Source organism: Acidithiobacillus sp., assembly GCF_023255755.1.
Lineage (GTDB): Bacteria > Pseudomonadota > Gammaproteobacteria > Acidithiobacillales > Acidithiobacillaceae > Acidithiobacillus.
The window spans coordinates 2407-29339 of the sequence record NZ_JAGDVS010000105.1 but is presented as its reverse complement, the minus strand read 5'-3'; the positions used below and the strand labels follow the sequence as shown (position 1 = coordinate 29339).

Genomic DNA, 26933 nt, shown 5'->3' with positions numbered 1-26933 from the left:
GAAAGGGGAATATTCCATTCTCAAGTCGTGAAATTTTTGTTATTCGAAATGCCCTCGTAACGTTTCGTTCGCTTTCGTTCGCGTTCGTTCGCCCTTCAGATACCCTTACAAAATTGCCTGAGACTGTTACAAGCCCCCGCTTTATAAGGGCTGCTTTGGTTTCATTGAACCTTTGGCGGATTAATCCTGAACCTTCCCGCCACTCGGCAAGCGTTATCTTGGCGTCATCAGGCGAACGGTCCCACTGTTCAAGATTCGTTCGGCGGTTGGCATACATTTCCTTGAGGACACCAAGACATACTGTCTGATTCTTCCCTAACGCCTCGGTCTGCTCCTGTGCATCGCATGGCTCCAGCACGGCGCTATAAACGCGCTCGCCGTCCTCATCGTTCCAACCCGTATCCACCCCCGCCAGTTGGAAGGTAAGAGGCTTGAACGGTTCGCCTTCCTTTGATTTAGTCGATTGCAGGGTAATGACCGACCCGTCCTTGGTGGCGGATAGTTCGGTGTCCAGTGCCGCCTTAATGGCCGAGGAACCCCGTGCACGGTCTTGATTGTGGCCTGCATGGTGGACCAGCACCACGGCGCACCCGTAACGCTCCCGGATGGCATCGCAGGCTTTTATGAGTTCACCCATGTCTCGACTTGAGTTTTCATCAAGGCCAGCAGCGGCACGGGCAAGGGTGTCAATCCAGACTGAGGACGGCTTGCCTGTTCCAGCGTCCGCTATGGCGGCGGCGATTTCCTCCACGGCCTCAGCTTCACCCAAGGGGACCATGCGAGAGGACACATAAAGCGGCGCGTCCTGTAGTCGGGCATCTGGGTTGCTGAGTTGCCATGCCCGCAGGCGGCGAGATACACCTCCGCCACCCTCGCCCAAAATGTAGACGGCTGGGCCTTGGGTGACTCGGTGGTCGTACCAGTCGGACCCGCAAGCGATGGATGCCGCCATAGAGAGGGCGATAAAACTCTTTCCTGCCCCCGGCTGCCCATATAGCAGCGCTAATGTGTCCGCCTCGATGATGCCGCGTATCAGCCAACGGACGGCGGGCGGATTGGTCAGCAACTCCCGGACGTGCCGTAAAAGCGGTGGTCGGGGTGCCTCTGGCTCCGGTAGTGCGGCATCAGCACCAGCAGACGGACCCGCAGAAGGACCGGACGCGCTGCCTACGTCCTCGAACTCGGCGTATGCGTCCAGTGGTGGCGATTCGTCGGCCCACGTCATGAGCGCACCCCCTGCCGCCTGAATTGCTGCCAATCGTTCCAATCGCTGACCCACGCGGGAAGGTCAGAGGGCAGGCGGTCGGGCTTCATGATACGGGCACGGGCCTTTTCTGCCGCTTCCTGTCCTTTCTGGCAGCCTATGGCATCAAAGTCAGGGCATACCACAAGGTCAATGCCGGACCAGCGTTTACGGGCTTCTGTGGCTACGCTGAGAAGGTTTCCAGCATCACAGGCGGCGATGACCACGACGCCCGGCTGTAACGCGCTGAGAGTGCAGGCGGTGGCGTGTCCCTCGGTAATCCATAACGGACGGTCGGGCGATGGCGTGCCACCAGACGGGATAAAATGGCCCTGTTTCGCCATGCCAGACAGGAACTTTTTGCCGCCATCCTCAGCGATGAATTGCAGGCCATGCAATGCCCCTGAGAAGTCCACCACGGGCAGGACCAGAGCGCCCCCGGACTGGCGGGCAATGCCGGGCGCTATGCCTTTGCGGTCAAGGTAAGGGTGCCGTGCGGCGGCTGGTGCTGAGTCATTCCATACGCGAAGGGCACGGGCTGCCGCGTCACGGTGACGGGCTTCCTGCTCGGCCTGAGCCTCGGCACGCTCCCGCAGGATACGGGCGGCGAGTTCGGCGCGTTCTTTGGCGGTGAGTGCCGATTCTCGCTTGCTACACCAGCGAACGGACGCCCCGGACTTCCAAGAGCCACCAGCACCAGCAACAGGCGCGTCAAGGTGCAGGCGATACCAGCAGGACACCTTGCCGGGCTTATCATCGGTGCTTCTGGCGCGGTGCAAGACACCATCGGCGCGGATTGTCGCTGAGGGGTGAAGGATTACGCCAGCAGCAGCGAGGGCGTCCCGGAATTGTTCGATAGGGTCAGTCATGCCGCACCCCCATGGTCCGGCGCAGCGCCCTAAGTGCCCACCAGCAGCGGGCGAGGTTGCGGCGTAACTGCCTGTATGTGTTATCATCCATGACGGCCCCCGTCGCTTTCTTCGGTGGCTTCGCTCGCTGTATGGGTGGACTTTGCCGAGTCCGCCTTTTTCTTCGTCAGTGCTTTGGCTACTTGCGCCCGGTCTTTCTGGGTTAGCAGGTATAGCCCCCGGAATATCCAAATCCCGTCCATGTCGTAGCTGCCCAGCCTGAAACACGGCAATTCTAGGCCTCTGTCCCGCAGTTGATTGACCAACTCCGGCCCATTGGATGCCCCGGCGATTGTGTCCAGTTCCTCGCGGGTTATCGGCCTCTTGAGCATGGCGGACAGTGCCCGGACTTCACGCGGATTTAATGGCCCCTCGAACTTGTGCGACTGGCGCTTCTTACGGGTTGGAAATTGCGACAGCTTGGCAATATCCGCCAGCAGGTCCGGCTGTTCCGGTGCTGGCTTGCGGGGCTTCATGCCGCCCCCCGGACGCTACGCAATCCGCCAGACTGGACAAAGGCCAAGAAAACCGGCTCATCAATCAATACGCGGCGGCCTAGCTGGGTGACTGCATGGGCCTTTTCCAGTTCGTTGCGCTTCCAGAATATGGCAGAGCGTAGGCCACCAATGCTAAAGGCTGGGTGTTTTTCGGTGAACTGCTTAACGGTTACATATTGCGGGGTTTCGGTTGCGTTCGTCATTTTAACGTTCTCACAAGTGCCGCTGAATTGCGGCGATGTGAGGACTTTAAGAAACAGCACCCCATAAAAAGAAACGCCCCAATTAAGGGGCTAAAATATTTAGGGGGTTAAAATGGCGATTACATTTTAGGGCTTGCGTAACAGGCGCAACAGCGACTCATCCGGGCTTGCTGCTTTGGCGGGTGCCGTGGGCTGTGGTGCGGTGCGCCTGGCCTGTTTTAACGTGCTCAGGACATAGGCTGGGGTGGCCTTGCTTGCACCACAAAGAACGGCCAATCTCGATATAAGCGTATTTCCGCCTTTGGCGAAGAATCCGCGCTCATTCGGGAAAAATGGAACCAATGCGCGGACAATAGCGCCACCCCTTGCGGCTGGGCCACCTTTTCCCTTTAGGCTGGCGCTGAGTGAGTCATGGTGCTGGGTAGCTGCAAGCCTGTAACCTTGCAGGGCCTCGGGAAATACGCGCCCATATTTGCCTTGCTCGGCCCACGGTGCGATAGACTCTATCAGGTGGCCCAACGGCTCGTTATCCCTCCCTTTCATCAGAGCGGCGGCCTCCCTGAGCAATGCGGCGGCTTTGTCGCAATCCTTGGCCCTGGCTCCTGCAATCTCTAAGGCATCGTCGCTTTCCCGCATGAGATAGGACAGAGCGTTCAGAAAGATAAGGCGCGGATGCTCTCCGTTCGGTTTCAGGAATGGCAAGGCGTCATCTATGGCGGGAATACCCACGCGCTCAATGTCTGGCTGGCCTTCATAGATGTTGTCAGGCACGGGGTGCGGTTTTCCAGCGGCTTCATATATCTGCATTTGCCAGCGTGCCATAGCGCCCTGAACCATCCCGCGTGCATGGTCCTTTTCAGATACAAGCCCCTGAGCATAAGCACGTCTAAATGCTTCCGCGACTTGCTGCCCTTCTTCTTCTGTCATGTCGGCATTGTCTAGCAGCATCTTTTCGTGGTCACTCATGCCGCACCCCCGCCCATCATCTTAGAGGCCACCCGTTCCGCCAGTGCAGCAGTGTGACCCGGTGACAAGTGCGCGTATCTCTGGACCATTGCCAGCGTTTTATGACCGAGTAACGCGGCCAATTCGGGCAGGCTGGCCCCATTCATTGCCGCCATGGATGCAAATGAATGGCGCAAATCATGCCAGTGGAAGCCCTCAACGCCTGCCGCCTGTAACGCCTTTTCCCAAGGCTGGCGCAAGTCCACGGGCTGCTTAGGGTTCACGCGGGAAGGGAACAGCAGGTCTGTATCTATCCGGCGCACCTTGGCCCTCTCCCTGAGCATATCCAGCACGGGACCGACCAAGTGCAGAGCGCGGCGGCTGCCGTTCTTCGTTTCCTCAAGCTGCAAGGTGGCCCGGCTCAAGTCTACCTGTGACCACGACGCGCCCATTGTCTCGGCCTGTCTGCCGCCAGTGGTCAGCGCCAACAGGACGGCAAGATACAGGTCTGCATTGGCGGATTCCTTGCAGGCAGATAGCAGACGTTCGCGCTCATCGTCTGAGAGATACCGGACGCGGCCGCGTGGCAATGTGGGCTTAGGTACGCGGTGCATGGGGCTTTGCTCTATCCATTGCCAAGTATTGACGGCCTGAGTCAGTACGCTAGATAGGGCCTGCCGGTAGTGGGCCACAGATTGCGGACCTAGTTGCCGCTCGGTGGTGAGTCCCCGCAATGCGTCATTGATGGCGGCGGGTGTTATGTCCGCCAATGTGTAGGCTCCAAGTTTCCCGGCCCAGAAGGCGTTATATGTCCGGCGATGTTGTGCGGACTTCATGCCGGGCAGGTTCTCCCGTTCGTAACGCTCGATGGCCTCCGCCAAAGTGTGACGCTTGGCCTCAGACGTTTTGAAGTGCCGACCTTCCCTTATGGCGGCCTCGGTCTGGGTGGCCCATTGCTTGGCCTTGGTCAGGCTGGCGAACGTAGCGGATTCGACGGGATGCCCGCGTAGGCGAACCTTCACCCTATAGGACGTGGTGCCGTCGCTGGTGGTGCGCTTCTCTATGGCGGCCATGACTTAGGGCCTCCAAAGAGTGAAGGGTAGGGCCGGGGCTGGTATGCTTGGCGTATCCATTGGCGACCTCCTGACGGTTTGCCTTGGTAGGGTCGGGCAGGCGCTTCAACACCTCCCGGCCTGTTTTGTATTGTACACTCACGGCAAAACATCGCAACATGAGCCATGCAAGCGCATAAGATAGAAACACAACGCAATGATTTAACATGGTATCTATTCCGACAGTATGGAGCATGGGGCACTCATGGGGCAGTGCGGGCACTTATCCACAGGTAAAGGGATTGTCACGGTGACAAGCATGGGGCACTCATGGGGCAGTTAGCAGGCACGGGAAATGCCCGGTGCATACTTCCCAAAATCAGTATATAGGGTTATTGTTCATTGCGAATGGTTGCGGTGAAGTGCCCCGTCAGTGTCCCACGGGCAAAGTAAAAGGGCCTAAGCGTTAGCCTAAGCCCTTGTTTTTAAATGGAGCGGGTGATGGGAATCGAACCCACGCCATGAGCTTGGGAAGCTCAGGTTCTACCATTGAACTACACCCGCATGTGGTGGATTCTATGCGGATGTACCTAAAAAGGCAAGGTGACCGCAGGCACTGCGATTTCCGGTAATTATAAACAAAGTCAATAAGATACTTAAATAGACCAAGAGGCATGATTATGGATCAGTTACCAACCCGGGAAGAGGATATTGAACAGGCCTCCCGCTCCCTGAAAGCTATGGCGCACCCGCTGCGTCTCAAGGTTTTGTGCGTATTGGGATCAGAAGAAATGAGTGTGCAGGATATCGTGGCCGCTGTTGGCACCACTCAGAGCAACATCTCTCAGCATCTCGCCATTTTGCGTGAAAAGGACATCCTCCGGGCGCGTAAGGATGCTAACAAAGTCTATTACCGCGTGGGTGATCCCCGTACCCTGCGCCTGATCGCCATGATGAGTGATGTCTTCTGCAGCCTCCGTTGAACACCGGGGCATAATATCGGGCACTGAGAAGGATCGAACTCGGGCCATTCAGGCAAAGAAGGCTTGAATGGCCGCCCATTGTATATTACAATAGTCTAATATTGTCTTGTGCTCACTGTGGACGTAGTCGTCAATGCTACGTTCGAACTGGTGTCACCATCTCGTCTATAATGAACTTGTGTGATGCTGCGCGGGCTTGGCAGCATTTGTTGTTTGAGCTTTTGTGTCGCCTGTCGCGGCGGGGAAAAACATGTCCTTTCGTCCTCACAAAAAAACACGATCCGTTTTAATCGCCTTGCTGATGGGCTCCGGTGCCTCGTTGCCAGCCGCGGCCTTGGATTTTAATCAGTGCCTAGATCTCGCCCTCAAGCAAAATCCGCAGATGCTACTGGCGCATGCCAGGCAGGCAGAAGCCAAAGGTGCTGTCTCCGAAGCGCGTGGTCACCTGCTCCCCAAGCTCGCGGCCTCTTTTTCTGCGAGCCAGTCGAACAACGCCTTGACCGTTTTCGGTATGAAGCTGTCGCAGCGGCAGGCGACCTTTAACGATTTTGGCGCGGGACAATTTAACCCTGACGCGCTGGGTGTAGCACCGACAGGGCTGGATCAACCGGGTAGTTACCACAATTTTGGCACCAAGCTGCAACTGGAGATTCCGATCTGGAATGGCGGGGAAATCCGGGGACGTCTGGGTCAGGCGCGGGCCATGCTGGAGGCCGCTCAGAGTGGTGACGTCATGGCACGCCAGAGGCTGACTTTCGCTATTTTGCAGGCCTATGACGGCGTCATTGCTGCTAACACGGGTATCGAGGTGGCGGATAAAGCCAAACTGGCGGCCGCATCTTATGTCAAAACCAGCCGCTCCCTGCTGGCGCGCGGGGTGCTGGTAAAGAGCGATCTGCTGTCTGCGGAAGTGCATTTGGAAAAAGCTGAACTGGCTGTCGAAAGTGCCCGGAACGCCCAAGCCAATGCCCTGGATAATCTCGCCACGCTTATTGGCTGGCCGGAAGGGAGGACCCTGACGGTAGCTGGCCCCGTTCAGCCCACACTGCCTGCGGCGCCGCTCACCAGTCTGCAGGGCGACGCGATGGCCCAGAACGCCGGTATCGTTGCCCTCCGTCACCAGGTCAAGGCGGCACAGGATGGTATCAGCGTCGCCCGTGCCGCTTATCTCCCCCACGTTAACGCCATGGCCAATCAGGAATGGAATGGCAGGACTCTCGGCAACGCGGCACCGTCTTATACCATCGGTGGAGAAGTGACCTGGAATGCGCTGGACTTCGCACGCGGTGGCGGAATGGACCGCGCCCAGGCTGAGCGTGAACGGGCCATGGCTGCCTTGCAGGAAGCGCAAGATAAGCTGCGTTTGCAGGTGGCGCAGGTGTGGCGTGGTGCCCGGGAGGCCACGCTGCGCGTCAAAATGCGTGCACTCGCGGTTAAGCAGATGGAAGAGGCGCAACGTCTGGTGCGTCTGCGTTACGAAAATGGTATAGAGACCGTGACCGGCTTGCTGCACGGACAGGCAGAACTGGATCAGGCGCGTGCCGAGCTTGTCTCTGCCTATTATGCGGAGGCGATAGACCGCGGCGCGCTGTTGCTGGCCATCGGCAAGCTGAATCCTCAAGAAATCGCCAGTGCGGGACATGTGCCCGCCATAGAAGGAGCCCCCCAATGAACACATGGAAGCGGACCGTCTTAGTCGCCGCTCTGGCATTCTCTACGGCAAATCTTGCGGCCTGCAGCAAGTCGCCCCCGGATGCGCTACAAGTACCGAGTAAAATCACGGCGCCAGTCATGCAGATGGGGAGCCAGAACATGGCCGCCTTTGCCCGCGTTCCGGGTACGGTCACTGCCCATCAGCAGGTACAGCTCAGTTCCCGTCTGAGTGGCTATATTCGCGCCATGAGCGTGCGTGATGGACAGGCTGTAAAGGCGGGACAACTGCTTTTTGAGGTCGATCCGACGGAGGTGCTGGGACAGGTGCAGCAGGCGCAGGCTGGCTTGGCCGAGGCCGAATCTGCGCTCACGAACGCCCGTTCCAATTATGATCGATTCAAGGCCTTATATGCTCAGCAGGCCATTCCCGAGAAGCAGTGGGATCAGGTGAAATCGGCCTATGCCATGGCTCAGGCCCGTGCCGCAGCGGCACGGGGGGGTATCAGCACGGCGCAGTCGCAACTGCGTTATGCCCGGGTGACGGCGCCGTTCTCCGGAATTATCACGCGCAAGTTCATGCAGAACGGGGATCTTGCATCGCCTGGCCAGCCCATCCTGGCTTTGGCGGATACCTCCCAATTGGAAGTCCAGTGTAGTGTCAGCGGGATCCTGTACCGCAGTCTCCACATCGGTCAGCAAGTCGCTGTCATCTCCGACGGAAAAAGCGTTTCCGCAACCGTTCTGGATCTGGTCGGAGCCGCGGACGCGGTGACCCATACACACCTGGTCAAGCTCGGCTTGCCCGCAGACAGTACACTGCAGGCCGGTGACTATGTCAGTGTAGAAGTGCCGGTCACCCGGCGGCAGGTGATGGTGGTGCCGGCGTCTGCCTTGCTGGATCGGGCCGGTATTCCGGGTGTTTTTGTTGTTGATGCGCAAGGCATCGCGCGCTATCGCATGGTGCGACCGGGGCAGAGCACGCCAGAGGGGGTGGAAATTCTTTCCGGTCTGAGTGCGGGTGAGACGGTAGTCGTGGGTAACCTCGCTGCGGTGAATAATGGCGACCATATTGAGCCAGCCGGAGTCACTCATGGCTGAACCAGGGCAGCGGCAAAACCTGGCGGGGCGGCTTGCCCAGTCTTTTTACCAATCCAAGATCACGGTGCTGATCATGGTGGCCATTGCCCTGTTCGGGGCTTTGGCCATTCTCGTCACGCCGCGCCTGTATAATCCTGAAATTGTGGTACCCGCTGCCGAAATTTTCATCATGCGGCCCGGCTCTGACAGCGAGGAAATTCACCATCTGGTGATACGCCCGTTGGAGGCCCTGATGGCATCCCTGCCCGGTGTCCATCACACCTATGGTTACGCCGTCAATGATATGGGCGTGGTCACCGTCGAGTTTCAGGTCGGTGCCAACGAAGAGAAAAGCCTGCTCGAAGTCTACAACCAACTCAGCCGGAATATGGACAAAATGCCCCCCGGTACGGCGCAGCCCCTGGTTAAATCCATAGGCATTAATGACGTTCCGATCATGTCGCTGACCCTGAGCTCCAGCCAGTTGACGCCTTTGGCGTTGCGTCAGGTCGGCGTGCGGCTCATGGATCAGTTGCAGAGTGTGCCGGATGTGGCGAACGCCGAGGTGATTGGCGGTAGCCCTCTGGCGATCAATGTCTGGTTGAGCCCTGCCAAGCTCTCTAGTGCCGGTCTCAGCCTGGAAAATATTCAGCAGGCACTGAAGGGAAGCAATGTGATTCTCCCCGGCGGCGACCTGGTGCGGAACAACCAGGGAGTCCCTCTGCGGATCAATGGGGCGATAGGGTCAGCACGGGGCGTCGGCGACCTTATTATCGGCAGCCATGACGGGCAACCGATATTTCTTAAAGACGTGGCCCGGGTAGAAGAGGGTGCTGCGGAAAATAACATTGCGACCAGTAATACTCTTGGACGTGCAAACCGAATCGGCCTACCGGCGGGTACGACCATGTCGGCGGTCACCATCACCCTCGCCAAGCGTCCGGGTGCGAATGCGGTGACAGTGGCAGACGCGATCAAGGCGAAAGTGGATCGTTTGGAGCGGGAGGCCCTGCCGGAGGGCGTGCACGTTTCTATCACCCGTGATTACGGCGCCCGCGCTGACGACGCGGTCAGTACCCTTTTCGAGCATCTCAGCATCGCGGTCGCGGTCGTCGCCGTTATCCTGATGATATTCCTCGGGTGGCGGGAGGCCGGCATCGTTATTCTGACAGTGCCGCTCACCTTGGGCGTTGTGTTGGGTATCGGCTGGCTGCTTGGGCAGACCATCAACCGGATCACCTTGTTTGCGCTCATTCTGTCGCTGGGGCTGCTGGTGGATGGCGGCATTGTCGTCATCGAAAACATCCATCGTCATCTGCATGGCTGTGGCAAGGATGGTTTTGCCCGCTGCATCATCAATGCCAGCAATGAGATTGGTAATCCGACAAATATAGCGACGCTGGCGGTGATTCTCGCCTTCGTGCCCATGGCCTTTGTGACCGGGATGATGGGACCCTTCATGTTGCCCATTCCTATTTTTGTACCGATTGCAATGATTGCGTCGGTACTGCTCGCCTATACGGTGGTGCCCTGGGGTGCTTATCGCTTTCTGCGGGGCAAGGCAGCCAAACAGGCCGGCAGCTGGGGGGAGGGCGGGCATACGGCGCGGTCGGACGCTCTGCAGCGCGGGTATATCCGGGTGTTCAAGCCTCTGTTGAAATCTTCGGGGCGCCGTAATATCTTTTTCATCGTGGTCATTGTGCTGCTCTTGCTGGCGATGCTGATGCCGATGTGGCAGTTCATTCGCCCGCAAGGCATGAATGGACCCCTCAGTGCACTTGGCGTCAATCTGAAAATGCTTCCCGAGGGGAACGTCAGTGATTTCATGATTCAGGTAGATACCCCTGCGGGGACCGCGCTGGATGAAACCGGGCGGGTTACCGAAGCGGTGGGCAATGTGCTCAGCCAGAATCGCTATATCGAAAATTTCCAGACTTATCTGGGGCGTTCAGCACCGGTGGATTTCGCCGGGCTGGTGCGCGGTGACATGATGCGCCAAGGCAGTAATTACGCGCAGATTCAGGTCAATATGGTGCCGCGGGATGAGCGGCCCATGTCCCACACCGTTTCCGTGGAAGTCTACAAGGCGTTGCAATCGGTCAGGGCACGTTTCCCTGGTAGCGTTATCAAGATTTTTGAGGTGCCGCCGGGGCCGCCGGTACGTGCTCAGGTGGTGGCCGAGCTCTATGGACCAAGCTATGACAAGCTGCGCCAGGTGGCGGGTATGGTCGAACAGTATTTCCGCAAAGACTATGACATGATCAATGTGGATGACTCGGTGACCGCTACAGTGCCTGAGTATCTGCTGCAGGTGGATCAGCAGAAGGCGATGCTCGCCGGTGTCGCGCCGGCGCAGGTGGCCGCGCTGGTGCATGATTATGTGGCGGGTACCAGACTGGGTGCCCTGCATGTGGAAAATGCCCGCGAACCGGTGGATATCATTCTCCGCGTTCCCCCGGCGGATCGCGCCTGGCGTCAGCAGATACTCGACTTACGGGTGCAGAGCCGGAACGGGCAGCCGGTGCCTCTGGCGAGCATCGCGCAGATTGAGCGGACGACGCTGGCCAAGCCGATTTACGATCGTGATCAACATCCTGTGGTGTATGTGACCGGAGATCTCATGGGTTCCAGCCCAGTTTATGCCGTGTTGTCGCTGAATCACTGGCTGGATGGCAAGACCATCGACGGTGTGCCTCTCAGCACGGGTAATCTGGGTTTTTCGCCAGCGCAGCCCGACGATATTACCCATTACCAGATTCTCTGGGGCGGTGACATGCGCCTGACCCTCGATGTATTTCGTGATCTCGGCGCTGCTTTTATTGTCGCCCTGGTATTTATCTATCTGATGCTGGTGGCTTATTACCAGTCTTTCGTGATGCCGGTGATCGTCATGGGCGCTATTCCGATGACGTTGATCGGGGTTTTCCCTGGACACTGGCTGTTGAATACACCGTTTAATGCCACTTCCATGATCGGAGTCATTGCGCTGGCGGGTGTCGTGGTGCGCAACTCCCTGTTGCTGATTGACTTCATTATCGATTACCGGCGCCAGGGTTACGCACTGGAAGAGGCGGTGTTGCAGGCCGGTGCGGTGCGTTTTCGCCCCATTTTGCTGACAGCACTCGCCATCATGTTTGGCTCTGCCATCATGGTGACCGATCCGGTCTTTGGCGGGCTGGCCGTTTCCTTGATTTTTGGCACTTTCGCCTCCACACTGCTGACACTGATCGTGATCCCACTGCTCTATTTCCTTTGGGAACGGCATTTGGAAAAACAGACACAAGGAGTTTGATTGCAGATGAATACCGAACGTTGGGTGCGGGTGGTTGCCGGCTTTTTTGTGCTGGTAAGTGTGGTATTGGGCGCTCCGGCCAGTCCTGTATTTGTGAGCGAGTGGTTTTTGGCCTTCACCCTTTTTGTGGGTTTTAACCTGCTGCAAAGCGGTTTCACCTGCTTTTGCCCGCTGGACCGCATCCTGCTGAAGCTCGGGGTGCCGGGTTCCGGGGCCTGCGGACGCTAAGCCATGGAACATAAAATTCTTTTTTTTATAGAGTCCCAATGGCCGTTGTTGCTGAGTGCAGGCGCTTTGATTGCCATGATTTTTAAGGGGCCATTGACGCGCGGGGTGGCGGGTATTCATGAAGTGGATCCGGCCGCCGCAGTGCAGTTGATCAACCACGAAGATGCCGTGATCATTGATGTGCGCGAGCAAAGCGAGTGGTCCCAAGGGCGCCTACCCGGTGCCCGGCACATTCCGCTGGGTGACTTACCCAAGTATATCCAGGACCTGGAGAAGCATCGCGGCCATCATGTTATCTGTCAGTGTGCGAGTGGTATGCGTTCGGCGCGTGCCGCGGCCAGCCTGAAAAAGGCCGGTTTTGACAAGATTTATAGCCTGAAAGGTGGAATCAGCGCCTGGCGGAGTGCCGGATTGCCAGTAGAGAAGTGATTATGAAGGGGGCGGCGGTGCGGATGTACGCGACTGGCATTTGCCCTTATTGTCACAGGGCCGAAGCGCTTTTGCGCAGCAAAGGTGTCACCCCCGAGATTATTCGGGTGGACCGGGACCCCGCGCAACGCCAGATCATGCAAAAGCTCGCCCACGGGCGGCATACCGTCCCGCAGATATTTATCAACGGCCAGCATGTGGGTGGTTATGATGACATCGCGGCCCTGGATCGCCGCGGGGCCCTGGACCCCCTGCTGCAGGAAGAGGGCTGGGAGCGTGGATAGTACGGTTCAATGTAAAATCGGGGGAAGATATGACATCCGTTATATTGCTTTGTCCTGCCTGCGGCGCCGTCAATCGGGTGCCCAAAGAGCGTCTGGGGGAAAACCCCAGGTGTGGCAAATGCCACGCACTGATTTTTCCAGATCACCCGGTTAATCTCAGCAGTAGCCGTTTTTCCGAATATGTTCAGAAAAACGAATTGCCGGTGCTGGTCGATTTCTGGGCCCCTTGGTGCGGACCCTGCCGAACAATGGCGCCGCAGTTTGAGCAGGCTGGTCGGGCGATGCGGGGGCGTGTGCTCTTCGCCAAGGTGAATACTGAAGATGAACAGCAAATCGGTGGCCGCTTTCAGATTCGTTCCATTCCTACCATGGTGCTATTTAAGGCAGGAAAAGAACTGGCGCGGGTCAGCGGCGCCATGGGGGCAGCGGAACTGCAGCGCTGGCTGGCGGGCCAGGGTGTCTGAGATTACCTGGTATCTCCTTGACTTCTTCCGAATAAACTCTAAATTACCCTCATAACTCAATATTTCTAAAGAGTAGAATGGGGGCGCGGTGGTCAGGAAACCCGGTGAGAATTCCGCGAGGCGGCAGTTCCTGCGACAAGCTGCGCTGGGCAGCGCTTTGCTGTGTACCTGGAATATGGCCACCGCCGCGCGACTCCGCGCGCTACGAGTGGGTCGCTATCAACAGAATGTGCGTCTGGTATTTGATCTGGATCGGCATTTGACGGCTGCGCCGGTGATCCGCAGCGTGGGTGAAGTGCTGCATATTGAGTTGCCGGGGATAGAGCATGGGCTTAGTCGTCCCGTAGTGCCTGCGTTGGGTCCCCTGCAAGGTGGTGCGGAGATGAATGAAAGTGCCGCCGGATTGGTTCTGCGTTTGCCTTTACGGGAATCGGTGCGCTGGCGCAGCTTCTCTCTGGGTCCTGGTGGGGGTGCATCGCATCGTCTGGTGCTGGACTTGATGCCGCTCGCGACGACCGCAGTAGAATCTCCCCGCTTGCAGCCGGTTGCCGGAGCGGGGCGGCCCATTGTGGTCTGCCTGGATCCTGGTCATGGCGGCCATGATCCGGGCGCCATCGGCGCCAAAGGGACCCGCGAAAAAGATGTCGTGCTGGATGTCGGCCTGTCTCTCGCCCAACTGATCCACCGTACACCTGGAATGCGTCTGGTCATGTCCCGCAACACGGATCGCTATGTGCCGCTCATGGACCGCATGCATTTGGGCTTGGAGCAGCGTGCCGACCTCTTCGTCTCTATCCATGCTGATGCCTTCCCGGAGCGCACGGTATGTGGCTCGACGGTATGGGCGTTATCGGAGACGGGGGCGAGCAATGCGGCAGCCCGCTGGTTGGCAAAAACGCAGAACGCCGCGGATCCCCTCCTCGGAGACGTACAGTCGGGCATTCACGATCCGATGCTCAATGAGGTGCTCATCAATATGACCCAGACTGCCGCCATGAATTCGGCGGCAGCGGCAGCGGATGTCATGATTCGCGGATTAGCCGGGGTGGAGGATTTGCACAATGCCGCCGTGCAGCATGCCAATTTCGTAGTGCTGCGTGCCCCAGATGTGCCTTCAGTGCTCGTGGAGACTGCCTTTATTTCTAATCCTGAAGAAGAACAACGCCTGCGCGATCCGGATTTTCGTCAAGTACTCGCGCGCACCATGCACGATGCAGTTGTTGCCCATTTTGTGAAGGCGCCACCTGCGGATAGCGCCTGGTCGGCGACACGACATGTGCTGAGCAAGGGGGAAAATCTGGCGGGTGTGGCGCACCGTTACGGGCTGAGTGTAGAGGCCTTGCGTTTGGCCAATAATCTGCCGCGCGGGGAGGGGCAGCCCGGAGAACATCTGCGTGTGCCCATCATGGGTGTCTGACTCGGCATGGCGACAGCTCGGGCAGTCATGTTATAACTGTTCCAGCGGGGAGTGCGAAATGGCGGAAGGGTAATGGGACAAGACTCGGTCGGTATGGTGCGGGGTCAAACCCGCGTTGAAGAATGGATCAACAGTCTGCTGCATGGTGCGGGCGCTGCCGGGGCCTTGTTGGTTTTCATCTTATGGCTGGTCGGCGCTGGTCTCCACAGTACGCGTCTTGCGGTAGCCAGTGTCAGCATCTTTGTGGTCACCATCTTGATGCTGTATGGGGCTTCGACCATCTATCACATTCTGCCATCGGGGCGACTCAAAAGCGCCTTTCAGTTGGTGGACCGCTCCGCCATCTACCTTCTTATTGCGGGCACTTACACCCCGGTGACGCTGATGGTGCTCCATGACCCGTGGGGTTGGACATTGCTGGCACTGGAGTGGGGTCTGGCCGCACTGGGCATTAGCCTGCTGGCTGTGGGCGGGACGCGCTTTCAGTCGGCCTCTCTCTGGCTGTATCTCCTCATGGGCTGGTTGGCCGTCTTCGCAGCGGTGCCACTTTATGACGCTGCGCCTGGCTGGTTTTTATGGTGGTTGGCCGCTGGTGGGCTGGCCTATACTGTTGGGGTCCTTTTTTTTGTGCTGGATCGCTGGAAATACTTTCATTCCATCTGGCACGTTTTCGTCATTGCCGGTACTGCCCTGCAATTCTGGGCGATTCTTCAATACGCTGGCTGATCGCACGCCCGCTTATCCTTGCTTTTTTGATAAAAGCGCCTATAATTTGCCCGCTCGCTCCCATCGTCTAGCGGTCTAGGACACTGGCCTCTCACGTCGGTAACAGGGGTTCGAACCCCCTTGGGAGCACCACATTTTTTCTCTGAACGTCCCCTTCTGAAGGGGACGAAAGCCATTCCATGCCCTGAGCGTGGACGGTGCGGGTGATTCTTGCCTTGCCAAGCCCGCCGTCGGGCAAGTACCATCCCTAGCAGAAAAGGTATGCGTTAAAGCGGGAGCTGGATCATGTTTCATGGCAGTATGGTAGCTTTGGTGACGCCCATGCGGGCGGACGGTGCGGTGGATGACACGGCACTCCGCGATCTGGTGGAGTGGCATATCGCCGAAGGGACGCACGCACTGGTCGCCGTCGGCACCACGGGAGAATCCGCCACCTTGGAAATGAGGGAACATGTGGCGGTGATTCGGACCGTCGTGGAGCAGGCCAAAGGGCGCATCCCGGTGATCGCCGGAACGGGGGCCAACGCTACCCATGAGGCCATAGAACTCACTCGCGCGGCCATAAAAGTCAAAGCCGATGCAGCCTTGCTGGTTTCCCCCTATTACAATAAGCCCACTCAGGAAGGTTTATTCCAACACTACTCGGCGGTCGCCGAGCAATGCCACTTTCCCATCATCCTCTATAATGTCCCTGGCCGTACTGCTGGGGATATTTTGCCCGAGACGGTAGCGCGTCTGGCGCCGCGTGCTGATATCGTCGGCATCAAAGAAGCGAGCGGCAAAGTCGAACGGGTTGCTGAAATTCTGGCCCTATGCAGGGATCAGATGCAGGTTTACAGCGGCGATGATGGTGCTGCCCTCGCTGCCATGGCATTGGGTGCGCATGGCGTGATCTCAGTCACCGCCAATGCGGCACCCCGGCTGATGGCGCGGATGTGTGATCTGGCGCTGGCTGGTGATTTTGTCGGCGCCCGTGCGGTCAACGCGCAACTGGTGGGATTACACCGGGATCTCTTTCTGGAGTCCAACCCCATCCCGGTCAAATGGGCCCTGCACGAGATGGGCCGCATGGGGCCCGCTCTGCGCCTGCCCCTGACCCCTTTTTCGTCCGCCCATCATGAGCGTCTGCGCGAAAGTTTGCGTCGGGCGCAGTGTATCTAATCATTCTCGCGCCTGGTCGCGTTTAGTGGAGTCTTGCATGCGCCGTTACGTAGCTCTCGCCGTGGTTGCCAGTCTGGGTTTGGGGGGGTGTTCCTACATTCCCTTCTTCAAGTCTAATAGTGGCCCGAAATACCAGGATTCCAAGGTGATGGAACCCCTGAAGGTCCCCCCGGACCTGCTGGCCCAGGCGCCCCAGCCGGGGGTTACCATACCGGACGGGGCGGTGACTTCACCTGGGGGGGCGGTGAATTCCGGCGAGTTGCCGACGAACGCGAATAGTGCCGCCTCTGGTGGTTATGGACTGTTTCAACCCCACGAGGCGGCCGGGCAGCAGCCAGTAGAAGAGAAAATGCTGCCGGGTGTAGGCGCGCAGATCCTGGGTACCGGCGCGGATTTGCGTTTGAGCACGACCGCGAAGCCCGCGCAGGTTTGGGCTGCCCTGAAAGCGACACTGGCGGCAGACAAGACTACGGTGGCGAAATTCTCTCCAGAACAGGGCGAACTGGTTACCAACTGGCGGGATTTCCGTAGTGGTCTGGCCTTCGTGCTGGGGAACACCGTAGCACCTACTTATCGGGAGAAATATACCTTCCACCTGAGCGCTGGCGAAAATGGCGCGGAACTGCTTTCTGTCCAGCAGGAGCGCGTCCGGAATGATCCCAACGGTAGCAGTCTGGAGTGGAAGAAGGTGCCCGCCGACGCTGGGCACAACCGGCGGATCATGGAAGCGGTGCAGAAGCGTCTGAGCCAGGAGTCACTCCTCGCAGAAATGCCGAAAATCAAAGTGACCCGCTACCAGGATGATCGCGGTCCTTATCTGGTGTTGAACGCGGTTCCCGCCAAGGCGCAGCCAGCAGTACAAGTGGTTTTGCAGGGGCTGGGTTGTCCTGTGCAAAGTGAGGGCACGGGGGTGTGGAATGTCCAAGTGCAGGGCGGTGGTGCACAGGCGGCTCAGAAACAGGGCTTCATCGGCGGCATCTTCCAGCGGACCTGGGACAACATCAAGGCCATCTGGAGCAGTCCGGAAAAGCAGAAACCCGTCTCGGTGCAGGTGAAGTTGCTGCGCATGAAAAACAACGAGGGCAGCGTACTGGAGACGACGCCGGGCGTTGGCAAGGATGCCGCAACTTGGTCGGCAGATATTCTCGACAAGCTACAGTCGGGCCTGTCTCCCAAAAATAGAGACATGGCATGATCGAGCGCTATACGCGCCCGGAAATGGGTGCCTTATGGACGCAGGATGCCAAATATCAGGCTTGGCTCGATGTGGAGCTGGCAGCCTGCCGGGCGCTGGCGGCACAGGGGCAGATTCCTGCCGACGCCCTGGCCGACGTCGAGGCGAAAGCCGCTTTTGATAGCGCCCGTATTGCGGAAATTGAGCTGGAAGTCAAACACGACGTCATCGCCTTTCTGACGTCCGTGGCCGAGCATGTGGGGCCGTCCAGCCGCTTCATTCATCTGGGCCTGACCTCTTCGGATGTGGTGGATACGGGTTTTGCGCTGCAGTTGAAGCGTTCCGGAGTACTGCTGCTGGAAGGGATGGATCGCCTGTACCGGGCTTTGGTGGAGTTGGCCTGGAAGCACAAGGATACAGTGATGATCGGCCGCTCCCATGGCATTCATGCGGAGCCCATCACTTTTGGCCTGAAAGTGGCGGTTTGGTGTGCCGAGGCGCAGCGCAACCGGCAACGTCTGGTCAGTGCCATCGCCGCCGTGTCGGCGGGCATGTTGTCGGGGGCCGTGGGCACTTTCGCCAACATCGACCCCAGTGTCGAAGACGCGGTCTGTGCGGAGCTGGGGCTGGCTCCGGAACTGGCCAGCACGCAAGTCATTTCCCGGGATCGTCACGCCGAGTTTTTCGGCACCTTGGCGGTGATTGCCGGTTCCATTGAAAAGATTGCCGTGGAAATTCGTCATTTGCAGCGCACCGAGGTGTTGGAGGCGGAGGAGCCATTTACCGCCGGGCAGAAGGGCAGTTCCGCCATGCCCCACAAGCGCAATCCTATCCTCTCCGAGAATCTGACCGGTCTCGCCCGCCTGCTGCGCGGTTATGCGGGTATGGCGCTGGAGGACATCGCCCTCTGGCATGAGCGCGATATTTCCCACTCCAGTGTGGAGCGGGTGATCGGCCCCGATGCCTGCATCGTCATGGACTTCATGTTCCATCGGGCGAGCGGCCTGCTGGAACGGCTCGTGGTTTATCCGCAGCGGATGCTGGATAACCTGCACAAGATGCATGGCCTGATTTTCTCACAGCGGGTGCTGCTGGCGCTCACCGGGAAGGGCATGCTGCGCGAAGACGCCTACCGGGTGGTGCAGCACAACGCGATGCAGGTCTGGGAGGCGAATGCGGACTTCAAATCTCTCCTGGCAGCGGACCCACAGATTCAGCCTTATCTGAGCGCGCCGGAACTGGCAGCGTTGTTTGATCTCGCCTATCACACCCGCAATATCGACGCCATTTTCGCCCGTGTCTTTCCGGAAGGACAACCCCGATGAGTGAACGCACTGCCCTCTACGAGGGTAAGGCCAAGATCGTCTATGCCAGCGAATCACCCGATGAGTTGGTCCTGCATTTCAAGGATGACACTTCGGCTTTTGACGGCGAAAAGGTCGAGCAACTAGCCCATAAAGGCGAGATAAACAATGCGTTCAATGCCTTCATCATGGAATATTTGCAGGGTGAGGGGGTGCCGACCCATTTTATCCGCCGCCTCAATGCGCGAGAAAGCCTGGTGCGCCGTCTGGAGATGATCCCGGTGGAGTGTGTGGTGCGGAATCGGGCGGCGGGGTCCTTGTCCAAGCGCCTGGGTATCGAGGAGGGCCGGATTCTGGAGCCGCCGACGCTGGAATTCTTTCTGAAGAACGATGCGCTGCACGATCCCATGATCAACACGTCCCATATTCGCACTTTTAGTTGGGCGACGGCAGAAGAAGTAGAGGCCATGCGCCGTTGGACGATGCGGGTCAATATGTTGCTGTCCGCACTATTTGCAAAGGCGAATCTGATTCTGGTGGACTTTAAGCTGGAGTTCGGGCGTTTTGACGGTGAGCTTTATCTCGGCGACGAATTCAGCCCCGACGGCTGTAGACTCTGGGATGCCCAGAGTCTGGAAAAAATGGATAAAGATCGCTTTCGTCGCAATCTGGGCGGTGTGGTAGAAGCCTATGTAGAAGTCGCGCGCCGCTTGGGCGTGCCGCTTCCAGCGGTGTCATAAAATCGTAATCTTTCCAGCGGGATAGTCTTCGGCCTCGTCCTGCCGCGTTTCTTGAATGAGGGATCATCCCATGCTGCTGCTTCGCGGCTCTGCGGCGCTGTCCGCCTTTCGTGTGCAACACTTGCTACGCATCCTCGTTGCCGAGGGTTTTCCCGTCCAGAGCGCAGTCGCTCAATACGTCCATCTGATTGATCTCGGCGCGCCCCTGACGTCGGCAGAAATGGGGGTGCTGACCGCTTTGCTGCATTACGGGGAACCTGCTGAAGGACATGCAGAGGACGCACAGGAAGTCTGCGTGGTGCCCCGTCTCGGGACCATCTCGCCATGGTCCAGCAAAGCGACGGATATTGCCGGACACTGTGGATTGGGGGCGGTGCGGCGTATCGAACGGGGGGTTTCGTATCGCTTGCGCAAAGCCGGCGGTGCGGCCTTCAGCGCGGCGGAGTTGCAGGCGATGAGCGGGCTTTTGCACGATCCCATGACCGAGTCGGTGTTGCCGGACTGGGCGGCGGCAGAGGCCATTTTTGCCCATCCGGAACCCGCATCACTGACCCGCATTCCTCTGCACAAAGAGGGGCGTGCCGCCTTGCTTTCGGCCAATAACCGTATGGGGCTCGCTCTCGCTCCGGCGGAGCTGGATTATCTGTTTGATTATTTTTCCGACTTGGGCCGCGATCCCAGTGATGCCGAACTGATGATGTTTGCGCAGGCCAACTCCGAGCATTGTCGGCATAAGGTGTTCAATGCGGCCTTCCGGCTGGATGGCCAGGATCAGGCCCTCAGCCTCTTCGCCATGATTCGCGAAACTCACCGCCTGCATCCGCAGGGTACGCTATCTGCCTATAAGGATAATGCCGCGGTCATGGCGGGTAGCGCGCTGAGCCGGCCTTTCGCGGTGGGCGCGTCGGGAGCGTATGCCGTAGCGGAAGAGCGCACCGCCATTCTGATGAAAGTGGAAACCCACAACCATCCGACGGCCATTTCGCCTTTTCCCGGAGCGGCCACGGGGAGCGGCGGCGAGATTCGCGACGAGGGTGCCACCGGGCGGGGCGGTAAGCCCAAGGCGGGTTTGACTGGCTTCTCGGTGTCACATCTGCGGATTCCCGGCTATATCCAGTCATGGGAGGCAAACCCTTACGGAAAGCCGGCGCGTATCCGCTCGGCGCTGGACATCATGCGCGAAGGCCCCCTGGGTGCTGCGGCCTTCAACAACGAATTCGGCCGCCCGGCCATTGCCGGTTATTTCCGGGTCTTCGAATGCGATCAGGACGGGCTGCACCGCGGCTACCACAAACCCATCATGCTGGCCGGCGGTCTGGGGCAGATTCGCCCCTTGCTGGTGGAGAAGAAGCCTCTGCCGGAAGGCGCCAAGGTGCTGGTTATCGGCGGCCCGGCCATGCTCATCGGTCTGGGTGGCGGTGCTGCTTCCAGTGTGGCCAGCGGGGCAGGGGATGAGCAACTGGATTTTGCCTCTGTGCAGCGTGGCAATCCGGAAATGCAGCGCCGGGCCCAGGAAGTGATCGAGCGTTGTATTGCTCTGGGAGAGGATTCGCCTATTTTGTCCATCCATGACGTCGGGGCGGGCGGGCTTTCCAACGCCATTCCCGAGTTGTTGCACGATGGTGGTCGTGGCGGCCGTCTGCAACTGCGGGCGGTGCCCAATGAAGAACAGGCCATGTCGCCCATGCAGATCTGGAGTAATGAGGCGCAGGAGCGTTATGTGCTGGCTGTGGCGGCAGCAGACTTGCCGCGTTTCACGGAGATCTGCGCCCGCGAGCGCTGCCCCTGGGCGGTCCTGGGAGAAGCCACGGCGGAGGATGCCCTGATTCTGGAGGATTCCCTGCTCCATGACCGGCCGGTGGATATGGCCCTCAGCGCCCTGCTGGGCTGCCCGCCGCGCATGGAGCGGGACAGTCGGCATGTGCAGCCCGATTTGCGCCCGCTGGACCTGTCGGGTGCCGATTTGCGTGCTGCCGCCTATGCCGTTTTGCGCCATCCCTCGGTAGCCAGCAAGGAATTCCTGATCACCATCGGTGACCGCAGTGTCGGCGGCCTGATTCACCGCGACCAGATGGTGGGGCCATGGCAGGTGCCGGTGGCCGATTGCGGGGTCACGGCAGCGGACTTCTGGAATACCCACGGCGAGGCCATGGCCATCGGCGAGCGCGCCCCGGTGGCGGTGTTGAATCCCGCGGCCAGCGCCCGGCTGGCCATTGCCGAAGCCCTCACCAACCTGTTTGCCGCCGATGTGGCCGCGCTGGGGGATATCAAGCTCTCGGCCAACTGGATGGCGGCGGCAGACCATCCGGGAGAAGATGCGGCGCTCTATGACGCGGTACATGCTGCGGCACTGGAACTCTGTCCGGCGCTGGACCTTGCCATCCCGGTGGGCAAAGACTCCCTGTCCATGCGCACTATCTGGCGAGAGGAGGGTGTGGAAAAGGCCGTCGTATCGCCCCTGTCGGTGATCATCTCGGCCTTCGCGCCCGTGGCGGATTTGCGGAAGAGCTGGACCCCTCAGTGGTCTGCCCAACCAGATACCGATCTCTGGTTGGTGGACTTGGGGTGTGGTCGGCTCGGCGCTTCCATCCTGGCCCAGACTTTGGGGCAGATGGGCGATACGGCGCCTGATCTGGATGCCCCGGAGTTGCTGCGCGGCCTGTTCATTGCATTGCAGGCTTTGCGCATGCAGGAACTGGTGCTGGCCTACCATGACCGCTCTGACGGTGGTCTCTGGGCGACCCTCTGCGAAATGTCTTTCGCCAGCCGTTGCGGGGCGGATATCCAGTTGCCTTCTGGTGAAGATGTCTGGTCCTTTCTTTTTGCCGAGGAACCAGGAGTGCTTATTCAGACCCCGGCCGCCCAGCGCGCGCAAATCACGCAGATTTTTGCGGATGCCGACCTCGCTGGACGGGCTCAGGTCATTGGTCAGGTAAAGACCGACCACTGGCGTTTGCAAGTGCAGCAGGGCGGCCAATCCATCCTGGACGAAGCGGTCGCTGACCTGCTGCGCACCTGGGCGGAGACCAGTAACCGGATGCAGGCCCTGCGCGATGATCCGCTTTGCGCCCAAGAGGCTTTTGCTCTGGCGGCCAGCGAGAATGCGCCGCTGTTCTCCCATCTCTCCTTTACCCCGCAGATGCCGATGATTCAGACCGGGGCCGGACCCCGCGTGGCGATCCTCCGGGAGCAGGGTGTCAATGGTCAGATCGAGATGGCGGCGGCTTTCCATCGTGCCGGTTTTACCGCCGTGGATGTGCATATGAGCGACCTTGCGGCCGGTCGTCATCGCTTGGCGGATTTCCAGGCAATGGCCGCTTGCGGCGGCTTTTCCTACGGAGATGTGTTGGGTGCCGGTGCGGGTTGGGCCAAATCGATCCTTTTCCATGATCGTCTGCGGGACGATTTCGCCGCCTTTTTTGCCGATACCTCGCGCCTCGCCCTGGGCGTTTGCAATGGCTGTCAGATGTTGGCGGAACTGCGCGACATTATCCCCGGCGCGGCGCATTGGCCGCATTTTGCGCGCAATCGTTCGGAGCAGTTCGAGGCCCGACTGGCCATGGTCGAGGTCGTGGATTCGCCGTCGCTGTGGTTCGCGGGTATGGCGGGCACTTACGCGCCCATCGTTATCGCCCACGGCGAAGGGCAGGCGCGCTTCGCCGGAGATCAGCCGGTCGCAGCGCCTGTTACCATGCGCTTTGTGGATGCCCAGGGGCGGCCCGCAGTGCAGTATCCAGCCAATCCCAACGGCTCCCCGCAAGGTGTTACCGGCCTCTGCAACGAGGACGGTCGGGTCTCCATCCTTATGCCGCACCCGGAGCGGGTCGTGCGCAGTTTACAGATGAGCTGGCGGCCGCCGGAGTGGGGTGAGGCTACACCTTGGATGCGGATTTTTGTGAACGCACGGAAGGCATTGGGATAATGTATGGAGCAAAATAAGATATTTCCCTGTCTGGTGGTGTTCAGTTTACTACCGAACTATTTGCTATAGGGGCCAATGGGTAACGCTGCGAAGGACTACGGGATGCTGCGAGGTAAGGAATCGGTGACGCTCATTGTTTTTTCGAGCCACGACCTTTGCGCACGGACTTCTGGCTTTTATCCCCCAGCGCCTTCGTCTCCTTTAGTACCCGGTCAAAGTCCGACTCGATTTTCAGTGTCCGGTTGAATTCTGCATATTCGGCTAGCGTTCTCTGATCGGCCTGAGTTTTGCTGATGTTGCCCTTTTGGGTCAGCACAGCGGTGTGGTCGGCTTTGCTGTGGATGATCTCGGCGGCGGTCTGGCCGGTGATGGCGTAGTGGAACTTGTTCTGCACCATGGCGTAGAAGGTCTGCGTGACGTCGGACCGGGGGTCGTAGTCCACACTGCATTCGGCGAAAATATCGGTGATCTGCTGATAAATACGGCGTTCTCTGGCGCGGATCGAGCGAACCCGCTCCAGCAACTCCAGGAAGTAGTCCTCGCCAAACACCTGCTTGCCTTGCTTCAGGCGTTCATCGTCCAGCATAAAGCCCTTGCGGATATATTCCTTCAGAATCTGCGTGGCCCAGATGCGGAACTGGGTGGCACGCTTGGAGCTGACGCGGTAGCCGACGGCGATGATGGCATTGAGGCTGTAGTGCTTGAGGGATCCCGAGCGCGAGACTTCTCTGGAACCGATGGAGGCCAGGGATTGCTTTGCCAGCCTAGAGGCCAGCAGGATGTGGATATGGGAGGTTTCCTGCGTTGCGCCGCGCTTCAATGCGGTTGAGTTCCTGCATGTATCTGTTTAATGCGTCAGAGAGCAGCGTGCGCTCGGCATCGTTGCGCTGGATAAAAATGCCACGGACCATTTCTGACTCAGTAATCCTTGACCACGATTCAGCATCGCGCTTAGTGCGGAAGGTTTTCGTCTGGGATGGGAACACGCGTTTACGAAATGATGGCTTGCCAGCCGATCACGTTATTATCTTGATCTACTCTGGGGTTAATTGTAGCCATGCTGCACCTCGCGCCGCACCTATGATTTGTAGCTAAGTGCAGCGTTTAATAAAGTTAGCCGTACCGCATTGGCTATCTTGTTATTTTATTTGGCGTCCCCATGGGGGTTCGAACCCCAGTTACCGCCGTGAAAGGGCGGTGTCCTAGGCCACTAGACGATGGGGACCTGGACAGCGCTGAGGATCCTACACAGAACGGGCGCATGGGGCAAGTGTTGTTTTGCGGAGTTTGCGGATGCACACGCGTAGCCCGGTGGTGCCTCTTCAGGTAGACTAAGTCTCTCGCAATTCAAAAATCCAGGATGAAAGGACTTATGGACGAACAAGAAGCAGTTTTTATGATTGAGCGCATTTACGTGAAGGACATCTCCTTTGAGTCGCCCAACGCGCCGCTGAGTTTTGTGCAGACTGAGGCGCCGACGGTGGATGTGGGCCTGAACACCACCAGCAATGCGGCGGAAGGCATGGATGGCCTTACCGAAGTGACGCTGACCGTGACGGTCAAGGCCAAGGCGGGCGAAAGCACCTACTTTGCGGTGGAGGTCCAGCAGTCTGGTTTGTTCCGCATGCAGAATATCCCGGAGGAGCACCTGCCCGCCCTGGTCGCTGTGCACTGCCCGACAATACTGTTCCCCTATGCGCGGGAAGTGGTGGCAGATATGGTGGGCCGCGGCGGTTTCCAGCCTCTACATCTGCATCCGGTCAATTTCGAGGCACTGTATCAGCAGGCACAGGCCCAGCAACAGAACTACACGACGCAATAAGCCATGCGTTGGGCGGTGCTGGGGGCCGGTCACTGGGGGACAGCCCTGGCGGTTTATCTGCTCCGGCAGGGGCATGCCGTGCAGCTCTGGGGGCGGTGCGCCGAGCGTCTGCCTTGCCAGCCCGGTCGCGCGGATCTGTTTCCCATATTCCCGCAGTGCGCGCGACCGGAAGGGCTGCGCTGTACTGTGAACCTCACCGCTGCGGTGCGAGGCAGTGAGGGTATAGTGCTCGCCATACCTAGCCATGCCTTGCGCGGTCTGATGACGAATTTGCGCTCCTGTCTGCCACCCGCCACGTTGCTGGTCCTCGCCAGTAAAGGGCTGGAGATGCAGACAGCTTTGCGCCTTGATCAGGTATTACAGGAAACCGTGCCGGATGTGCCGCTGGTGGTGCTCTCCGGTCCGAGTTTTGCCCATGACCTGATTCTGGGAAAACCATTGGCAATGACGGCGGCGTCCACCGATCTGGCCCATGCTCAGCGGGTGGCCGAGGCCTTTGGCAGTGCGCAGATGCGGGTCTACACCAGTGATGATGTGGCGGGGGTATGTCTGGGTGGGGCAATCAAAAATGTGCTGGCGATTGCTGCTGGCATTTCTGATGGATTGGGGAATGGCGACAGTGCGCGTGCCGCGCTCATCACCCGCGGGATGGCAGAATTGCATCGCCTGGGAACGGCGCTGGGGGGGCGAACCGAGACCTTCATGGGCCTGGCCGGTGCCGGTGACTTGATCCTCACGGCGAGCAGCGACTTGTCGCGGAACCGCCGGGTGGGAATCGGCCTGGGCCGCGGCTTGAGTCTGGAAGCGGTGCTGCGCGAGATTGGCGAAGAGGCCGAGGGCGTGCGTACGGCGCAAGCCTTATTCCAGCTTGCACAGCGTCTGGGCGTGGATATGCCAATCACCGAGCAGGTATATCGCGTGCTCTTTGAGGGCACGGCGCCGCGCGCTGCGAGCGATGTGCTGATGCGCCGCGCCCTGCGTTCCGAATTGCACATGCCGTCCGATGTCACGCTTTCCTCTGGTGCGTCGTGATGAGCCTGCGCAGGGTGGGGTGGTCATGGGTCTGCAGTGCAGGACTTGCAGAATGGGCTTGGGATCGTTACATTGCCGCCAGATGACAGGGTGTTTTGCACACCCGGACAAATAGAATAAGGAGTTTGGATGTCACCAGACAGGACCGCATGTTGACGGCGGCGCTGGCGCAGGCTTTGGCGTACCAGGCACAAAGCCTCCAGGCCGTTTCGCGGACTTTTGCCCTGACGATTCCCCAGTTGCCGGAAGCCTTGCGGGACGCGGTCGGTAATGGCTACCTGTTGTGCCGAATTGCGGACACCATAGAAGATGACCCGGATTTGCCCTGGAAAAAAAAGGCCTACTGGCAGGCGGAGTTTCTCAAGGTGGTGGAGGGG

25 protein-coding genes and 3 tRNA genes are annotated in these 26933 nt (G+C 59.0%); 19 read left to right on the top strand and 9 right to left on the bottom strand.

The genetic code is table 11. The features are described 5' to 3' along the window. From Q0C48_RS07390 to Q0C48_RS07360, 7 genes are all read right to left on the bottom strand, one after another. The coding region (locus tag Q0C48_RS07390) for an AAA family ATPase (protein ID WP_291522996.1) at positions 1-1066 on the bottom strand (1066 nt) is incomplete at its 3' end. Between the two features lie 155 nt (positions 1067-1221). After that, positions 1222-2112, bottom strand: a complete 891-nt coding sequence (locus Q0C48_RS07385; protein ID WP_291522994.1) for a toprim domain-containing protein — start codon at positions 2110-2112, stop codon at positions 1222-1224. 83 nt (positions 2113-2195) lie between these two features. Beyond that, entirely contained in the window at positions 2196-2627 is a 432-nt protein-coding gene (locus Q0C48_RS07380; protein ID WP_291522992.1) for a hypothetical protein, read from the bottom strand. Continuing rightward, on the bottom strand, positions 2624-2851 hold the full coding sequence (locus Q0C48_RS07375) for a hypothetical protein (protein WP_291522990.1): 228 nt from the start codon (positions 2849-2851) through the stop codon (positions 2624-2626). Before Q0C48_RS07375 ends, Q0C48_RS07380 begins: the two co-directional genes overlap by 4 nt. Positions 2852-2977: 126 nt before the next feature. Beyond that, the gene (locus Q0C48_RS07370) at positions 2978-3817 is read right to left on the bottom strand and encodes a hypothetical protein (RefSeq protein ID WP_291522988.1); all 840 of its coding nucleotides are present in this window, start codon (positions 3815-3817) and stop codon (positions 2978-2980) included. Then, a complete protein-coding gene (locus Q0C48_RS07365; protein ID WP_291522987.1) occupies positions 3814-4869 on the bottom strand; it encodes a site-specific integrase in 1056 nt (351 codons plus the stop codon). Before Q0C48_RS07365 ends, Q0C48_RS07370 begins: the two co-directional genes overlap by 4 nt. Positions 4870-5338: 469 nt before the next feature. Beyond that, positions 5339-5412: transfer RNA gene (locus tag Q0C48_RS07360), tRNA-Gly, on the bottom strand. 116 nt (positions 5413-5528) lie between these two features. On the opposite strand from Q0C48_RS07360, the gene Q0C48_RS07355 reads away from it, so the two are divergent. The 16 genes from Q0C48_RS07355 to purL all read left to right on the top strand — a co-directional run bounded on the left by Q0C48_RS07355 (position 5529) and on the right by purL (position 23702). Continuing rightward, positions 5529-5831 (top strand): metalloregulator ArsR/SmtB family transcription factor, encoded by a 303-nt coding sequence (locus Q0C48_RS07355; RefSeq protein ID WP_291522985.1) that lies wholly within the window; start codon positions 5529-5531, stop codon positions 5829-5831. 250 nt (positions 5832-6081) lie between these two features. Further along, positions 6082-7503: a TolC family protein gene (locus tag Q0C48_RS07350; protein WP_291522983.1), complete on the top strand. Its 1422-nt coding sequence runs from the start codon at positions 6082-6084 to the stop codon at positions 7501-7503. Then, positions 7500-8582, top strand: coding sequence for an efflux RND transporter periplasmic adaptor subunit (locus Q0C48_RS07345; RefSeq protein ID WP_291522981.1), 1083 nt, complete (start codon positions 7500-7502; stop codon positions 8580-8582). The genes Q0C48_RS07350 and Q0C48_RS07345 overlap by 4 nt, the downstream gene beginning before the upstream one ends. Further along, positions 8575-11853: an efflux RND transporter permease subunit gene (locus Q0C48_RS07340; protein ID WP_291522979.1), complete on the top strand. Its 3279-nt coding sequence runs from the start codon at positions 8575-8577 to the stop codon at positions 11851-11853. Before Q0C48_RS07345 ends, Q0C48_RS07340 begins: the two co-directional genes overlap by 8 nt. 6 nt (positions 11854-11859) lie before the next feature. After that, complete coding sequence (locus Q0C48_RS07335; RefSeq protein WP_291522978.1) at positions 11860-12081, top strand: DUF2892 domain-containing protein; 222 nt, start codon at positions 11860-11862, stop codon at positions 12079-12081. Positions 12082-12084: 3 nt separating this feature from the next. Further along, complete coding sequence (locus tag Q0C48_RS07330; RefSeq protein ID WP_291522975.1) at positions 12085-12510, top strand: rhodanese-like domain-containing protein; 426 nt, start codon at positions 12085-12087, stop codon at positions 12508-12510. Positions 12511-12512: 2 nt separating this feature from the next. Beyond that, entirely contained in the window at positions 12513-12794 is a 282-nt protein-coding gene (gene grxC / locus Q0C48_RS07325; RefSeq protein ID WP_291522973.1) for a glutaredoxin 3, read from the top strand. 29 nt (positions 12795-12823) lie between these two features. Further along, positions 12824-13258 (top strand): thioredoxin TrxC, encoded by a 435-nt coding sequence (gene trxC, locus Q0C48_RS07320; RefSeq protein WP_291522971.1) that lies wholly within the window; start codon positions 12824-12826, stop codon positions 13256-13258. A gap of 88 nt (positions 13259-13346) precedes the next feature. Continuing rightward, positions 13347-14675 carry an N-acetylmuramoyl-L-alanine amidase gene (locus Q0C48_RS07315; RefSeq protein WP_291522969.1) on the top strand — a complete coding sequence of 443 codons (1329 nt, stop codon included), beginning with the start codon at positions 13347-13349 and terminating at the stop codon, positions 14673-14675. A 72-nt stretch (positions 14676-14747) separates the two neighbouring features. Beyond that, a complete protein-coding gene (locus Q0C48_RS07310) occupies positions 14748-15401 on the top strand; it encodes a hemolysin III family protein (RefSeq protein ID WP_291522967.1) in 654 nt (217 codons plus the stop codon). 56 nt (positions 15402-15457) lie between these two features. Continuing rightward, positions 15458-15533, top strand: a tRNA-Glu gene (locus Q0C48_RS07305). Positions 15534-15686: 153 nt separating this feature from the next. Then, a complete protein-coding gene (dapA, locus tag Q0C48_RS07300) occupies positions 15687-16562 on the top strand; it encodes a 4-hydroxy-tetrahydrodipicolinate synthase (protein WP_291522965.1) in 876 nt (291 codons plus the stop codon). Positions 16563-16599: 37 nt separating this feature from the next. Further along, positions 16600-17757 (top strand): outer membrane protein assembly factor BamC, encoded by a 1158-nt coding sequence (locus tag Q0C48_RS07295; RefSeq protein ID WP_291522963.1) that lies wholly within the window; start codon positions 16600-16602, stop codon positions 17755-17757. Next, on the top strand, positions 17754-19061 hold the full coding sequence (purB, locus tag Q0C48_RS07290; protein ID WP_291522961.1) for an adenylosuccinate lyase: 1308 nt from the start codon (positions 17754-17756) through the stop codon (positions 19059-19061). Before Q0C48_RS07295 ends, purB begins: the two co-directional genes overlap by 4 nt. Next, the gene (gene purC, locus Q0C48_RS07285; RefSeq protein ID WP_291522960.1) at positions 19058-19780 is read left to right on the top strand and encodes a phosphoribosylaminoimidazolesuccinocarboxamide synthase; all 723 of its coding nucleotides are present in this window, start codon (positions 19058-19060) and stop codon (positions 19778-19780) included. Before purB ends, purC begins: the two co-directional genes overlap by 4 nt. A gap of 70 nt (positions 19781-19850) precedes the next feature. Next, a complete protein-coding gene (gene purL, locus Q0C48_RS07280) occupies positions 19851-23702 on the top strand; it encodes a phosphoribosylformylglycinamidine synthase (RefSeq protein WP_291522958.1) in 3852 nt (1283 codons plus the stop codon). 130 nt (positions 23703-23832) lie between these two features. On the opposite strand, the gene rhuM is transcribed toward purL, so the two are convergent. Together rhuM and Q0C48_RS07270 are read right to left on the bottom strand one after the other, a co-directional pair. Continuing rightward, a complete protein-coding gene (gene rhuM, locus Q0C48_RS07275) occupies positions 23833-24522 on the bottom strand; it encodes a RhuM family protein (RefSeq protein ID WP_291522956.1) in 690 nt (229 codons plus the stop codon). A 329-nt stretch (positions 24523-24851) separates the two neighbouring features. After that, positions 24852-24927: transfer RNA gene (locus Q0C48_RS07270), tRNA-Glu, on the bottom strand. Between the two features lie 147 nt (positions 24928-25074). Here Q0C48_RS07270 and secB point away from each other — a divergent pair. The 3 genes from secB to Q0C48_RS07255 form a co-directional block, all read left to right on the top strand. Further along, positions 25075-25524, top strand: coding sequence for a protein-export chaperone SecB (secB, locus tag Q0C48_RS07265; protein WP_291522954.1), 450 nt, complete (start codon positions 25075-25077; stop codon positions 25522-25524). Between the two features lie 3 nt (positions 25525-25527). Next, positions 25528-26556, top strand: a complete 1029-nt coding sequence (locus Q0C48_RS07260; RefSeq protein ID WP_291522952.1) for an NAD(P)H-dependent glycerol-3-phosphate dehydrogenase — start codon at positions 25528-25530, stop codon at positions 26554-26556. Positions 26557-26681: 125 nt separating this feature from the next. After that, the coding region (locus tag Q0C48_RS07255) for a squalene/phytoene synthase family protein (RefSeq protein WP_291522950.1) at positions 26682-26933 on the top strand (252 nt) is incomplete at its 3' end.